This window comes from Paenibacillus physcomitrellae (genome assembly GCF_002240225.1).
GTDB classification, from domain to species: Bacteria; Bacillota; Bacilli; order Paenibacillales; family Paenibacillaceae; genus Fontibacillus; species Fontibacillus physcomitrellae.
The window spans coordinates 1,058,054-1,071,792 of the sequence record NZ_CP022584.1 but is presented as its reverse complement, the minus strand read 5'-3'; the positions used below and the strand labels follow the sequence as shown (position 1 = coordinate 1,071,792).

Sequence of the window (13,739 nt, the reverse complement as noted above, 5' to 3'; positions counted from 1 at the left end):
TCTTAAAGAGCACTCTTGCATTCTGGACAAGAAACCCCGAAAATAGATGATAGACGACAGATTATCATTAGGGGGTTTTACGGCCGATGTGGGGTGCTCCTTTTCATGCACGTTCCAAGACTATGATGCTGCTGGGCAGCGGAGAGCTTGGCAAGGAAGTGATCATCGAGGCACAGCGCCTTGGCGTTAAAACCATAGCCGTGGACAGATATGCCCATGCACCGGCTATGCAAGTAGCACATGAGAGTTTTGTAATTGATATGTTAAATGGAGAAACCCTTAAAGCCTTGATTCGCGACAAACGTCCAGATGTGATCGTTCCGGAAATCGAGGCGATTGCGACTGAAGCACTGCTGGAGCTTGAAGAAGAAGGTTATCATGTAGTACCTACAGCAAGAGCGGCGCGTTTGACGATGGACCGTGAGGGCATTCGCCGTTTGGCAGCTGAAAAGCTGGGACTTCCAACGGCTGCTTACCGTTTTGCTGACAGCTTTGAAGAGCTGCAGGCTGCGGTGAACGAGCTTGGCGCTCCTTGCGTGGTCAAGCCGCTTATGAGCTCCTCGGGTAAAGGCCAGTCGGTTTGCAGAACTGCCGATGAAGCCTCGGCAAGCTGGGAAGCTGCCGTTCAGGGAGCAAGAGCCAAAACCACGCGGGTGATTGTGGAGTCCTTTGTAAATTTCGACAGCGAAATTACGCTGCTGACCGTTCGTTCGGTCTCCGGCACCATCTTCTGCCCGCCTATCGGGCATATTCAGAAGGACGGAGATTACGTGGAGTCCTGGCAGCCGCACCGCATGACAGAGGCACAGCTGAAGGAAGCTCAAGACATTGCCCGGAAGGTGACGGACGAGCTTGGCGGATATGGACTGTTTGGCGTTGAATTGTTTGTGACACCGGGCGGAATCGTATTCAGCGAGGTATCTCCGAGACCCCACGACACCGGTATGGTGACGATGGCGACTCAGGATTTATCCGAGTTTGCCCTTCATGTCAGAGCCATTCTGGGACTGCCGGTTGAGGAAGTGCATTTGCTGACGGCTGGCGCTTCGGCTACCTTGAAGGCAGACCGTGAAGGCACTGATTTTCTCATCTCTGGTATAGATGAAGCTTTGAAGCAGCCCCGCACGCAGGTCCGGGTATTCGGCAAGCCGGATACAAAACCTGGGCGGAGAATGGCTGTAGCTCTCAGCGCTGCGGAAGATGTGGAAACCGCACGAGGCCGCGCGAAAGCGGCAGCAAATCTATTAAAGGTGGAGTGGTCTTGAAATGAGTAGTGAGATATGTGCGCCAACGCTGGTCATTCGGAAATGCTGTTCCAATGATGCGATTGCTCTAACGTCTCTGATGCGCCAGTTGAGTTATCCGACAACATTGAACGTGATGAAAGAACGCCTCACTATGATGGATAACCAATCTTCGCAGTATTCGTTTGTTGCTGAATTGAATGGAGAGGTAGTAGGAACAGTCGGATTGGAAGTGGTCCGCAAGCAGGATATGAAGCAGCCGGTTTTGGTCATTACTTCTCTGGTTGTAGATAAGAAATTCCGGAAAATGGGTCTCGGTAAACGACTGATCAACCAAGTAGAATTGATCGCTAATGAACTTTCCTGCAGCCATCTTCATGTAGGATACAAAGCGGAAAGAGGTCCGGGTTCAGCCAAATCTTTTTATCTCAAACAAGGTTTTGAATGCAACGGATACCGTCTGAGCAAAGCGTTGTAATAGAAATAGACACTTCTCTTTAATAGACAGGTTTCATTTATATAGATGAAGACATGCAGGCTCGTGCTGCGTGTCTTTTTTTTGGCTGAAAAATGGATAGAAACGTTATAAATAGCATGTTTTTGACAGGTTTACATTTCTTCGAACATAAGCTATCATCGGGAATGGTATAATGGTAAGCGTTTGCATTTTAATAAGCTGTCCCATCAACGGCATTTTACAAGAAAGGCGGATAGCCAAGTATGTACAAATTGATTCTTGCGGACGATGAAACGGATGTGCGAGAGGGACTTCTGGATCAGATCGATTGGGCTGCCCTGGGGTTTGATTCTGTGGAAATAGCTGAGAACGGCAAGGAAGCCGCTGAATTGATCGAGAAATCCAGGCCGGATGTCGTAGTTACAGATATTCAGATGCCGTTCATGAACGGCTTGCAGCTGGCGGAGTGGATCAGGGATTTCTCCCCTTCGACTCGGATTATTATTTTGACCGGCTTTGAGGAGTTTGAATATGCGCAGAAAGCGATCAAACTTCAAATCGATGAATATGTGTTAAAGCCTTTCTCATCGAAGGATCTGGAGCAGGTCATTATGAAGGTTAAGCAGAGTATAGACCTTGAACTGGAGCAGCGTGAGAACGTGCAGGCGCTCAGAGAGCATTACCGGCAGAATCTGCCGATGCTGCAGAATCTATTTATGGCCGGCCTTGTAACTCGAAGAATCAGTCAGCACGAGCTGGAACAGAAATGCCGCAGCTATCAGCTGGAACTGCAGGGCAATCAATTTGCGGTGGCCGTGATCAGCCTTGACCGCATGCTGACCAGGCTTCAGGGAACCTATCAGCCGGTTCAAACGGATCAAACCGATTCGGCCCCAGAGGCTGGTTCGCTGCGCGATACGCCAAACGTTGAGCTGAAGCAGTTTGCCGTGCTGAATATAGCCCAGGAGACGATGGACAAACACAAGCGGGGATACGCCTTTATTCATGCCGGCGAAGTCGTGCTGCTCATGCAGGGACAGGAGAACCCTTCGGCCGGGTTTATGCACCAGAATTTGAGGCTGTTTGAAGAGATCAGGCATAATGTCGAACGATATTTGAAGCTGACGGTAACCATAGGCGCCGGTTTACCCAGCGGCCAGCTGACCGACATGCCGCAGAGCTATGGAGAAGCCCGGCAGGCTCTGGATTACCGGATGATTCTGGGGACCAATAAAGTCATCTGGATTGGCGATGTGGAGCGGCGCTCACCCCGTCCCTTAGTGTTTGATGAAAGCCTGGAGCAGCAGCTAGTACGCAAAATCAAGCTGGGAAACGACGGTGAACTGCTCGAAATGATGGATGAGTTGTTCTCTGAACTGATCGGGTCCGGACAATCGTATGGAGACTTCCAGCTGTTCCTGCTGGAGCTGCTGACCGCGCTGGTGAAAACGGCAAAAGAACATAACGCTGACCTGGAGGCGGTATTTGGAGACAGCGGCACAGGGCTTGCGGCCATTGCCAGCTTCACGCTTGCCGAGGATGCGAAGGAATGGTTCACCGGCATCTGCCTCAGGCTGAGAAGCTTTATTGCCGCAGACCGGCAGTCCGGTTATCAGCGTCTGGTGGAAGAAGCCAAAGGTTATGTGAAAGCCCATTATTCGGAGGAAGATATGTCCATTGGCCGGCTGTGCCAGCATCTGCATATCAGCACCGGTTATTTCAGCAATATTTTCAAGAAGGAAACGAAAATGACGTTTGTCAGCTATTTGATGAGCATTCGGATGGAGGCGGCGCAGGAGCTGCTGCTGATGACCGATCTGAAGGCATTTGAAATTGCTGAAAAGGTTGGCTTCAGCGATCCGAACTACTTCAGTTTCTGCTTCAAGAAACGGTTCGGCGTATCGCCCAAAGAATATCGGAACGGTGTGAGGGCGTGAGAGCATGAGAAACGGACTGAAGCGGCTTCTGGCGCTTCCCCGGAGGCTGCACATCAAACAGATTCAGGTCATCGTAACCTTAACCATTATGTTCGTAACCGTCTTTTCGGTATTGATTGCAAGCCTCATGTTATACAACAAATTCTCGTCATCGGCTGAGGAGAACACCTATCTGAACATCGGGCAAATCATTGAGCAGGTCAGCTCGAATTTGGAGCTTTACGTCGGGGGAACCCAGGATATTTTTGAAATATTAGAGAAAAAGATTGACGAATCGGCTTCACTGGACGATTCGCTGACGCGAAACCAGCTGGCCACGATTCTGGAGACGAGGGCTGATCTGGTATCCGCCGCTTTGTTTAAACCGGATGGCTCTCTGGTGCTGAATGTGCCGGCGGTTGGCCTCCGTCCGAATACCGAACTTCAGGAACAAAGCTGGTTTGTGACGGCTCAGAAGAATCCCGGTACCCTGCAGTTCTCACCGCCTCATATTCAAAACCTGTTCAAATGGCAGTACCGCTGGGTCGTCTCGTTGAGCAAACAAATTGTTTATAACGATCATGGCCAAATGAAGCCGGGTGTACTGGTGCTCGATGTGAACTTCCGGACGATCGACGAGCTCAGTCACCGGATCAGCCTGGGCAAGAAAGGTTATATCTACATCATCGACCCGCAGGGGAACATCGTCTATCATCCGCAGCAGCAGCTCATTTACGCCGGGCTGAAGTATGAGAATCTGGAGCCTGTGCTTAATTATGCTTACGGTTCCTATGAGGATGAATCGACGGGCGAGAAGCGGATCATTACGATCAAGACCGTAAACCCGACCGGCTGGCGGGTGGTCGGCGTCTCTTATGCCGATGAAATTATGACTACGAAAAAAGATCTGAGTACGTTTATTTTCCGGTTTCTGATCATCGCCATCGCCCTGGTGCTGCTGATTTCGGTCGTGGTGTCATATAAAATCGCCCAGCCGATCCGCAAGCTGGAACGATCCGTGAAGCGGATTGAAAGCGGCGATTTCCGCACGCTGGTGCCGGTAAGCGGCCCTTATGAGGTTGAGCAGCTGTTCAAGCGGTTTAATTTGATGCTTCGGCGGATCCGCGAACTGATGGATCAGATCATCCATGAGCAGGAGGCGAAACGCAAGAGCGAGCTGGACGCGCTGCAGGCGCAGATCAATCCGCATTTTCTGTACAATACGCTGAATGCCATGACCCGTCTGGCTGAAATGGGCCGGAGCGATGAGGTGGTGACAACCATTACGTCGCTGTCGAAATTTTTCCGCATCAGCTTGAGCCAGGGCAACAACATCATCCCGCTGCGCGATGAACTGGAGCATGTCAGACATTATCTGGTCATCCAGAAGATTCGTTTCAAGAATAAATTTGAGTTTGAGATTGAAGCCAGCGAGGAGGCTTTGGCCTGCTCATGTCTGAAGCTGATCTTACAGCCGCTTGCCGAAAATGCCGTCTACCATGGCATCGAGGTGCTTGCCGAAACCGGCCATATCCATATTCGCGCCGAGGTTGTGGACGATCGGCTGGTGATTACTTTGCAGGATAACGGAATCGGAATGACGGAAGAGGTGCTGAAGGGCATTTTGAACGGGGAGAAAAGGGTGAAAGGAAGCGGTTCGGGAGTCGGTGTGCACAACGTGCACGAAAGAATCCGGCTGTATTACGGGCCCGACTATGGTCTTTCCTACGAAAGCGAGCTGGAGGAAGGGACTACAGTCACCATAACGCTGCCGGCCGTTAAGCTTGAAGGCCAATCGGAGGGATAAGCGGTGAGTTTACACAAAAATATTTTACTGACGGCTGCAGCCTGCCTGCTGCTCGTTACAGCCGGTTGTTCCTCTGCAAACCGCGAGTTGGGGGAAGAAGGCAGGAAACCGGTCATTGATTTGATCGTCAAAATGGATCACGGGGACTATTGGAATACAGTTCGGATGGGAGCTGAAGTGGCGGCCAAGGAATATAATGTGAATTTCAAGTTCAGTGCGCCCGAGAACGAAAACGATATTGCAGGTCAAATCCGCCTGATGGAACAATCGATCAAAGAGAAACCGGACGCGATTATTTTGTCGGCTACCGATTATATGGCCCTTGCTCAGGTGACGGACCGGGCGTCTTACGCGGGAATTCCCGTCATCGCCATGGACTCCGAGGTCGCTTCGACCAAGGTGAAATCCTATATCGGCGCTAATAATTATGAGGCGGGGCAAAAGGCGGCGGAGCGGCTTATTCAGCTGACCGGTACGTCGGCTGAAATCGGCATCGTCAATTTTGTCCAAGGGGCAAGAAATGCTGATCAACGCGAAGAAGGGTTTACGGATTATGCCGCCCGGTTTTCCGGCGTTCATATCGTAGATACCGTCTACTGCGGCTCTGACGAAGCGCTGGCTTATCAATTAACGAAGGAGATGCTGAAGAAATTTCCGGATTTGGATGGAATCGTGGCCATGAATGCGGAGGCTTCTATCGGTGTAGGCAAAGCGTTAGCCGAATCGGGTTTGGACCGCAGCCTTAAGCTGATCACGTTTGATAATCCGCCAGAGATGCTGGAGCTGCTTCAAGAGAAGAAGGTTCAGGCTATGGTGGTACAGAATCCGTTCAGCAACGGATATTTGGCAGTCGTTTCTGCTTTGAAGGCTGCGCGTGGGGAAAACGTGGACGAAAGATACGATACTGGGACTAAGGTCATAGACCTGGAGAATATGCTTTGGCCGGAGAATCAGAAGCTCTTGTTCCCATTTGTAAAATAGACATAGGCTTGTTTGATCTGCATCCTCTTTGTTGCGGCGGGCCGTAAAAGGTTCGCCGTTTTTTTTCTGCCTCAAAACGTCCTTTTGTCATACTTCATTAGAATTTTAATAAAACATCTCAGAATTTTTAATTCGCAAAATAAGTCTTAAACCGCATAATGAAAGCGTATCCAATAGACGGATGCGGGGGTAAACATTCGTTATTTATCAGGAGGTCAATTTATGAAAAAGATGGTTAGCGTATTGGCGGCAGCAACCTTGCTCGGCGGAGCGCTTGCAGGCTGCGGTAATTCAAGCAGCAGCGGCTCCAGCTCCGAACCGAAAGTCGGCGTTGCAATTTACAAGTTTGACGATACCTTCATGACAGGTGTCCGCAACGCAATTGAAGATTCCGCCAAAGGCATTGCCAAAGTGGACATCGTAGACAGCCAAAACTCGCAGGCCACGCAGAACGACAAGGTCGATCAATTCCTCACCAAAAAAGATAAGGCGCTGGTCGTCAACCCGGTAGACCGTACGGCAGCCGGTGTCATTATCGACAAAGCGAAAGCGAAAGACGTGCCGGTCGTGTTCCTCAACCGCGAGCCGATGCCGGAAGATATGAAGAAATGGGATAAAGTCTATTATGTAGGCGCTAAAGCGGAAGAATCCGGCACGTTGTCCGGGCAAATCGTAGCCGATTACTGGAAAGCTCATCCGGAAGCCGATAAGAACGGCGACGGCGTTTTGCAGTACGTCATGCTGAAAGGCGAACCGGGACACCAGGATGCCGAGCTGCGCACGAAATATTCCATTCAAGCCTTGGAAGACGCCGGTATTAAGGTAGAAAAGCTTGCCGAAGATACGGCAATGTGGGACCGCGTTAAAGGCCAAGATAAAATGGCCGCGTTCCTGGGCTCCAACGGTGATAAAATCGAAGCAGTTTTTGCTAATAATGATGACATGGCCCTCGGCGCCATCGAAGCTTTGAAAGCGGCAGGTTATTTCAAAGGGGACAAATACATGCCGGTAGTAGGCGTTGACGCAACAGCTCCGGCGGTGCAGGCACTGCAGGAAGGCACGCTGCTCGGCACCGTGCTGAATGATGCCAAGAACCAAGGTAAAGCGGCAATCACTTTGGCTTCCCTGTTAGCCCAAGGCAAAGAAATCACTAAAGACAGTGTTGGCTTTGACATTACCGACAACCAATATATCTGGATCCCTTACAAAAAAATCACGAAAGACAATATAGACGACGCGAAATAAGTGGGGAGTGGAGCAGCCATGTCTGACCAATTTTTGCTCGAAATGAACAGCATCACCAAGGAATTTCCCGGCGTCAAAGCGCTGGATGGCGTTACCCTGCAAGTGAAAGCCGGAACCGTTCACGCCCTTATGGGCGAGAACGGCGCCGGTAAATCTACCTTAATGAAATGCCTGTTCGGAATCTATCATCCGGACAATGGCGAAATTCTGCTGAACGGCCAGAAGACGGTCATCAACAATTCCAGCGAAGCGCTGCAGCATGGCATTTCCATGATTCATCAGGAGCTTCACCCGATCCCTCACCGCAGCGTGATGGAGAACATTTGGCTGGGCCGTTTTCCAACCAAAGGCCCGCTTAAATTTATCGATCACAAGAAAATGCGCGAGGATACGATTCAACTGTTCAAACAGCTGGACATCGATATTGATCCTGACGTCCTTGTCGGCAAGCTGTCCGTCTCCAAAGTCCAATCGATCGAAATCGCCAAAGCCGTTTCGTTCAACTCGAAGATTATCGTGATGGATGAACCGACTTCCTCGCTGACCAGCGTAGAGGTGGAGCATCTGTTCCGGATCATCAACGAGCTGCGGAGCAATGGTGTGGCGATCATATATATTTCGCACAAAATGGAAGAAATTTTGCGGATTTCCGATGACGTAACGATCATGCGGGACGGCAAAAAAATCGGCACCTGGCCAGCCAAAGAAATGACCACGGATCTAATCATTTCCCGCATGGTAGGCCGCGATCTGGAGCAGCGTTTTCCGGAACGCCATAACCATCCCGGCGAAGTGATCCTGAAAGCTGCTAACCTGACCTCGGCGGATCCGAAATCTTTTAAAGACGTATCCTTTGAGCTGCGTAAAGGTGAGATTCTCGGCATAGGTGGTCTTGTAGGCGCGCAACGGACAGAGCTCGTAGAAGCCTTATTCGGGCTGCGGGAGATTTCCTCGGGGAGCATTTCGATTCACGGCAAAGAGGTGAAGATCAAATCCCCCGGCGATGCCAAAAAATACGGTATGGCCCTGTTGACCGAAGAACGCCGCGCAACCGGCATTTTGCCGGTGTTATCCGTGCACGAGAACGGCGCCGTAGCCAATCTTGATGCTTACGTGACACCGTATATGCTGCTTGATGAACGCAGAAAGAAGGCCGAAGTCAACGAGAGGATTGAGAAGCTGCGGACCAAGACGCCGAATATGAAGACTTTGATTATGAATCTGTCCGGCGGCAACCAGCAAAAGGTGCTGCTCGCCCGCTGGCTGCTGACGAATCCGGAAATCCTGCTGCTTGACGAACCGACCCGGGGCATTGACGTCGGCGCCAAATTCGAAATTTATTCGATTATTGCGGATCTGGCCGAGCAAGGGAAAAGCATTATCGTCATTTCCTCTGAAATGCCTGAGCTGCTGGGAATGTCAGACCGCATCATGGTCATGTCCGAAGGCCGGCTAACCGGCATTCTAGATAGAGAACAGGCAACAGAACAAGAAATTATGCGTTTGGCGGCCCAGCACTAGGGCAGGAGAAGGAGGAAACAGAAAGATGAATACACAGAAATTAAGAGGCTCAATCTCACAAAATGCGATTTACATCGTGCTTGTTGTTTTGCTGATCGCGATCACGGCTTATGACCCATCATTTTTTGCGGTCAGCACCCTGCGTGATATTCTGATTCAATCGGCAACCCGCGTGATCATCGCGCTGGGCGTTGCGTTTATCCTGATTACAGGCGGAACGGACTTGTCTGCAGGCCGTATGGTTGGTTTGACAGCTGTTATCTCGGCTTCCATGCTGCAGGTCAGCGACTATGGCCGCCGCTTCTTCCCGGATCTGCCGCAGCTGTGGGTCGGTATTCCGATCCTGATCGCTTTGGTTGTCGGTTTGCTCTTTGGTTTGCTGAACGGATTTATCGTATCCAAATTCAAAGTGCCTCCATTTATCGCGACGCTCGGTACCATGGTAGCGATCTATGGCGTTAACTCGCTTTATTTCGATACGAAGCCGAACCAATCCCAGCCGATCGGCGGTCTGCGCAAAGACTTTACGGACATTGGCTCGGGCAGCATCGGAAGCGGCGAATATTCCCTTCCTTATATCGTGTTAATTGCGATTTTTGTCGCTTTTATTGTGTGGGTAGTCTTCAACAAAACCAAACTCGGTAAAAACATGTACGCCATCGGCGGCAATGAACAGGCAGCGCGGGTATCCGGCATTAACGTCGCCAAGAACCTGCTGTGGATTTATGGGATCGCAGGCGCTTTGTACGGCCTCGCAGGCGTGCTGGAAGCCGCCAGAACCGGCGGCGCCACCAACAACTACGGGAACATGTACGAGCTTGACGCCATCGCGGCTTGCGTGGTCGGCGGCGTTTCCACTACGGGCGGAATTGGTACTGTCCCTGGCGTAGTCACGGGCGTGCTCATCTTTACCGTCATCAACTACGGTTTGACCTTTATCGGCGTCAGCCCTTACTGGCAGCTGATTATCAAAGGTTTGATCATCGTGGCTGCGGTTGCGTTTGATATGCGTAAATACGCGGCGAAGAAATAAAGATTCAGAGTCTACCGGAATTTGGGATTTTAGAAGCGATGTGCACCGGCTCCTCTGCCGAATAGCGGAGGGCCGGTGTTTTATTGCGTGCTTAATTTGTTACTTGCTTAATTTGTTTGTCTGGCCAATGGGTTTGCGGCTTGAATGGCCTTAATCGTCTCCGGAATCCCCACCCGATATGGAGTCGCTTTAAGCAGGCCGATCCGGGATGTATATTTGCTGCCGTCCAGGATTACGGGCGTCTTCGTTAAATAATACATCTCTACGATTTCCCGCACGACAGGATCAAACCAGCCGCTCATCCGGAGCAGCAGCTTATTCAGCGGCAGAACAGGTTTGGACATCCCGGCAGCCTGACGGGCAAGCCGAACAAGCTCGTATCCGGCTATAACGCCAGATCCAGGCAGGTTCCATTCCTCATTGTAAGCCTCCTCACAGGCAGCCAGCTCGGCAATCATATAAGCGGCGTCAGGCAGATAAATATATTCCCGAGGTACCTTCAGACGGCCGACAAACATGGCGGGACGGCCCGCAGCAATAGCTTCCATCGTCATGCCGAGGTAAGAGGATTTATTGGCCGTCGGGCCGTAATAATCCGGCAGCCTGACGATCATCCGGGGAAGATTCTGCCAGCGAGGGCTGAAGATCAGCTGCTCAAAGGCCAGCTTGGTTTGGCCTTTTCGGGTATGAGGCTGTTTGGGATGTGTTTCGCTTACGCGGGACGTAACGGCTTTGCCGTAAGGGTAAATGCCGTCGATGATCACCAGCTTCTTGCCTAAAGATGACGCTGCCGTAAGCACCGCTTCACCCAGAGGGAGCTGGCTTTGTACCATTTCGTTATAGGGAACGGCGACGCAATGGATGATCACGTCTGCGGATCGGGCCGCCTGGATGATGGATTCTGCGTCAAAAGCATCTCCAATAGCCAGGGAGAGGAGGGGAGAGGCGTTCAAAGTCCGATGAAGCTGCTTTAATTTTCGTTCGGAGCGGCCAAAAGCGATAGTTTCGATATTTCGGCGGATGAGTTCTGCTGTTATGGCGCTTCCGGTCCCGCCTGTGGCGCCTAATACAATTGCTTTTTTCATATGAAAACACTCCTTTGGTTAGATGGTGAGATGAAGCTAGTGATTAATCAATTACAAAAAAAGAACCTTCGCTACCAGTAAATGAACTGTTACTTGTGCTTATTCATTTAGTGATTAATCAATCACTAAATTGCGAAATAAACGAAATCATTCGTTTATTTTCATGAGCAAAGGCAGCTGGATGGCCATAGCCGTGTTGCACAACATTCCTCTGGCCAGGAACAGCATGGTTTTTTCCATCGGCGCTTCAAGCCCGGCCGCCTTAAAAGCGCGGTAGACATTGTCGTGGATTTGGGCATAGGATTCGCGCATAAGCTCGGCAACTGAATGTTCCATTATGGTCTGGGCCTGCATTTGCAGCAGAATTTCGCTGCGGTGCTCATCCATGATGCTCTGATAGGCATCGATCAGTTCCCGTTCCAGCGAAGGTTTCGGCGCAGAATGTATTACCCGGGTGAAGGCCTCGTTAATCCGTTCAAAGGATACTTTGAGTGCTTCGATCAGCAGGTCTTCTTTGGTGGAGAAAAAGCGGAAAACGTAAGGCTGGGAAATGTTGGCGCGTTCAGCCACTTTAGCGGTAGTAGCGCGGTAATAGCCCATTTCGGCAAAGACTTCGATTGCGGCTGAGACGATGTCCTTCTGACGGTTGACAGACGTTGAATTGCTTTTGGCCATGGGGACTCCTTTCAGGATGAAGACCTCCGGACGGAGATTCAATTAGTAATTGATCGATCACTAATTGTATTTTAACGAAAACGGGGTTAAAAAGCAATAACAAACTAAATAAACTGTAAGAATGAAGAACGGTTCCGCCGCTTCTTAAGCGTGAAACCGTCTTATACTAAGCTGAAACTTTGCTTGAGACCCTAGATCATAGCATTAAAATTGACGGGAATAGGTTGTTTGTTTTCAAACTCGTAAACCTTATCGCACAATACTCTAATATCTTCGGTGATATGGCTGGATAATAAAATGGTTACCCCTTCACTTTTTAACTTAAGGAGCAAGTCACGTATGAGAGAAACTCCGTCTTTATCTAAGCCATTCATAGGTTCATCTAGGATTAGAAGCTTAGGTTTTTCCATGATAGCTTGAGCAATGGCAAGCCGTTGCTTCATGCCTAGTGAATATCCTTTGACTTTCTTAGGATTCTCGGGATCAAGACCTACGTCAATCATTGATTTTTTAATTTGCTCATCGGTGATTGTGCGCCGAATTGAAGCTAAATACTTGAGATTTTGAAATCCGGATTTATCCGGCAGAAAACCCGGATGTTCGATGACTGCTCCTGAATCTTCAGGGAAATCCATTTCCTTCCCCAGTTTTTTTTCAAATATTTCAATGGATCCGGTATCTGGCAGCAACAGCCCGCAAATCAATTTAAAGAAAACCGATTTCCCGCTTCCATTGTGGCCAATGAAACCCGTTATTTTTCCTTGTTCAATTTCCAACGATACATTTTGTAAGATAACTTCATGTTTAAAACTTTTATTTAAATTAGAGATCTTTATAGCTGTTGTCATTACTAAGATTCTCCCTTCAAAAATTGAATAATTAATAAAGCCTGCGTATTTTCCAATAAATAACGAACGAACATAGGGTTGAAACAGCCAACTGAACCAGGAAAAATAAATAAAATGTCGATTCACTAAAAGGACCTGTTAAGAGTGGATATTTTCCTAGAGTAAAGAAGCTGCCTAACCAAATATTTACATGTCCTACTGAAACATTAATCAGAAAAAGGATACAAATGGTTATATAGGCGATATTCGGAGCTTTAATCAAAAAATGAATAACGGTTTGCAACAATGAGAGAGCGACCGCTCCAAAAATCTGCAGCATTAGTACTGAAAAAAACAAAGGAATAAGATTTATAGGTTTGCCTTGTCCCAATTCTTCGTTTAAAAAAGATAACGTCAATTTGTTCGTATGAAAAAAACAACGGATAATAAGCCAAGAGGTTACGTTGTATAAACTGTAATACAAGATTGTTACTGTTAGCAGAACAGTTATGTGAGACAAGACCCACATTTTTAAGTTTCTGATGCGCAACAATAAATAGGCAGAATTCCCTATAACATTGCCAGTGACATACTTTTCAACGAAATACATAAAGATCAGATGTGGCATCAGTAATTTGATGATTAATAAGTAACCATAATGAGTGGCTGAAAAAATACCGAAGTGATAAACTACCGCATCTGTCAGAGAGGAATGGCTAGCCATTGTTTTAATCGTTAAAGCGGTTAACATAACAAAAAGGAACAACGCTGCTAGAATGTGCCGGACTTTAAAATGGCGAATATTAAAAATAAAAAGAGTTTTAAAAGGGTTCATATTTCCTCCGTAAACTCAATTTTTCTCAATCTGGAAGTAAGAAGCGTTAATAACATAGTAAAAACAATTACCGCCCAATGGTAATGCCACCAATACAAAATAAGTTTATCGTT

General features: G+C 48.9%; 12 protein-coding genes. 8 read left to right on the top strand and 4 right to left on the bottom strand.

Annotation, left to right across the window (positions count from 1 at the left end; genetic code table 11):
- Window positions 1-86 precede the first annotated feature (86 nt).
- From purT to mglC, 8 genes are all read left to right on the top strand, one after another.
- Window positions 87-1,265 carry a formate-dependent phosphoribosylglycinamide formyltransferase gene (purT, locus tag CBE73_RS04895; protein ID WP_094093257.1) on the top strand — a complete coding sequence of 393 codons (1,179 nt, stop codon included), beginning with the start codon at window positions 87-89 and terminating at the stop codon, window positions 1,263-1,265.
- A gap of 1 nt (window position 1,266) precedes the next feature.
- The gene (locus CBE73_RS04890) at window positions 1,267-1,722 is read left to right on the top strand and encodes a GNAT family N-acetyltransferase (RefSeq protein ID WP_094093256.1); all 456 of its coding nucleotides are present in this window, start codon (window positions 1,267-1,269) and stop codon (window positions 1,720-1,722) included.
- A 242-nt stretch (window positions 1,723-1,964) separates the two neighbouring features.
- Complete coding sequence (locus CBE73_RS04885; RefSeq protein ID WP_094093255.1) at window positions 1,965-3,638, top strand: response regulator; 1,674 nt, start codon at window positions 1,965-1,967, stop codon at window positions 3,636-3,638.
- Between the two features lie 4 nt (window positions 3,639-3,642).
- Window positions 3,643-5,424, top strand: coding sequence for a sensor histidine kinase (locus CBE73_RS04880; protein WP_174704663.1), 1,782 nt, complete (start codon window positions 3,643-3,645; stop codon window positions 5,422-5,424).
- Window positions 5,425-5,427: 3 nt separating this feature from the next.
- Window positions 5,428-6,405 (top strand): substrate-binding domain-containing protein, encoded by a 978-nt coding sequence (locus CBE73_RS04875; protein ID WP_094093254.1) that lies wholly within the window; start codon window positions 5,428-5,430, stop codon window positions 6,403-6,405.
- Window positions 6,406-6,627: 222 nt separating this feature from the next.
- Complete coding sequence (locus CBE73_RS04870) at window positions 6,628-7,650, top strand: galactose ABC transporter substrate-binding protein (protein ID WP_094093253.1); 1,023 nt, start codon at window positions 6,628-6,630, stop codon at window positions 7,648-7,650.
- Between the two features lie 18 nt (window positions 7,651-7,668).
- Entirely contained in the window at window positions 7,669-9,171 is a 1,503-nt protein-coding gene (locus CBE73_RS04865) for a sugar ABC transporter ATP-binding protein (protein ID WP_094093252.1), read from the top strand.
- A 25-nt stretch (window positions 9,172-9,196) separates the two neighbouring features.
- On the top strand, window positions 9,197-10,204 hold the full coding sequence (gene mglC, locus CBE73_RS04860) for a galactose/methyl galactoside ABC transporter permease MglC (RefSeq protein ID WP_068695779.1): 1,008 nt from the start codon (window positions 9,197-9,199) through the stop codon (window positions 10,202-10,204).
- A 107-nt stretch (window positions 10,205-10,311) separates the two neighbouring features.
- On the opposite strand, the gene CBE73_RS04855 is transcribed toward mglC, so the two are convergent.
- The 4 genes from CBE73_RS04855 to CBE73_RS04840 all read right to left on the bottom strand — a co-directional run bounded on the left by CBE73_RS04855 (window position 10,312) and on the right by CBE73_RS04840 (window position 13,626).
- The gene (locus CBE73_RS04855) at window positions 10,312-11,289 is read right to left on the bottom strand and encodes an NAD-dependent epimerase/dehydratase family protein (protein ID WP_094093251.1); all 978 of its coding nucleotides are present in this window, start codon (window positions 11,287-11,289) and stop codon (window positions 10,312-10,314) included.
- 147 nt (window positions 11,290-11,436) lie between these two features.
- Window positions 11,437-11,964 carry a TetR/AcrR family transcriptional regulator gene (locus CBE73_RS04850; protein WP_094093250.1) on the bottom strand — a complete coding sequence of 176 codons (528 nt, stop codon included), beginning with the start codon at window positions 11,962-11,964 and terminating at the stop codon, window positions 11,437-11,439.
- A 191-nt stretch (window positions 11,965-12,155) separates the two neighbouring features.
- Window positions 12,156-12,812, bottom strand: a complete 657-nt coding sequence (locus CBE73_RS04845; protein ID WP_094093249.1) for an ATP-binding cassette domain-containing protein — start codon at window positions 12,810-12,812, stop codon at window positions 12,156-12,158.
- A gap of 31 nt (window positions 12,813-12,843) precedes the next feature.
- A complete protein-coding gene (locus CBE73_RS04840; RefSeq protein WP_094093248.1) occupies window positions 12,844-13,626 on the bottom strand; it encodes a hypothetical protein in 783 nt (260 codons plus the stop codon).
- Window positions 13,627-13,739 lie beyond the last annotated feature (113 nt).

Bases quoted from the DNA above. Each gene is read 5' to 3' on its own strand.
- purT (WP_094093257.1), top strand. From the start codon at position 87: ATGTGGGGTGCTCCTTTTCATGCACGTTCCAAGACTATGATGCTGCTG.
- CBE73_RS04840 (WP_094093248.1), bottom strand. From the start codon at position 13,626: ATGAACCCTTTTAAAACTCTTTTTATTTTTAATATTCGCCATTTTAAA.
- CBE73_RS04865 (WP_094093252.1), top strand. From the start codon at position 7,669: ATGTCTGACCAATTTTTGCTCGAAATGAACAGCATCACCAAGGAATTT.
- CBE73_RS04885 (WP_094093255.1), top strand. From the start codon at position 1,965: ATGTACAAATTGATTCTTGCGGACGATGAAACGGATGTGCGAGAGGGA.
- CBE73_RS04880 (WP_174704663.1), top strand. From the start codon at position 3,643: ATGAGAAACGGACTGAAGCGGCTTCTGGCGCTTCCCCGGAGGCTGCAC.
- CBE73_RS04850 (WP_094093250.1), bottom strand. From the start codon at position 11,964: ATGGCCAAAAGCAATTCAACGTCTGTCAACCGTCAGAAGGACATCGTC.
- mglC (WP_068695779.1), top strand. From the start codon at position 9,197: ATGAATACACAGAAATTAAGAGGCTCAATCTCACAAAATGCGATTTAC.
- CBE73_RS04855 (WP_094093251.1), bottom strand. From the start codon at position 11,289: ATGAAAAAAGCAATTGTATTAGGCGCCACAGGCGGGACCGGAAGCGCC.
- CBE73_RS04890 (WP_094093256.1), top strand. From the start codon at position 1,267: ATGAGTAGTGAGATATGTGCGCCAACGCTGGTCATTCGGAAATGCTGT.
- CBE73_RS04870 (WP_094093253.1), top strand. From the start codon at position 6,628: ATGAAAAAGATGGTTAGCGTATTGGCGGCAGCAACCTTGCTCGGCGGA.
- CBE73_RS04845 (WP_094093249.1), bottom strand. From the start codon at position 12,812: ATGACAACAGCTATAAAGATCTCTAATTTAAATAAAAGTTTTAAACAT.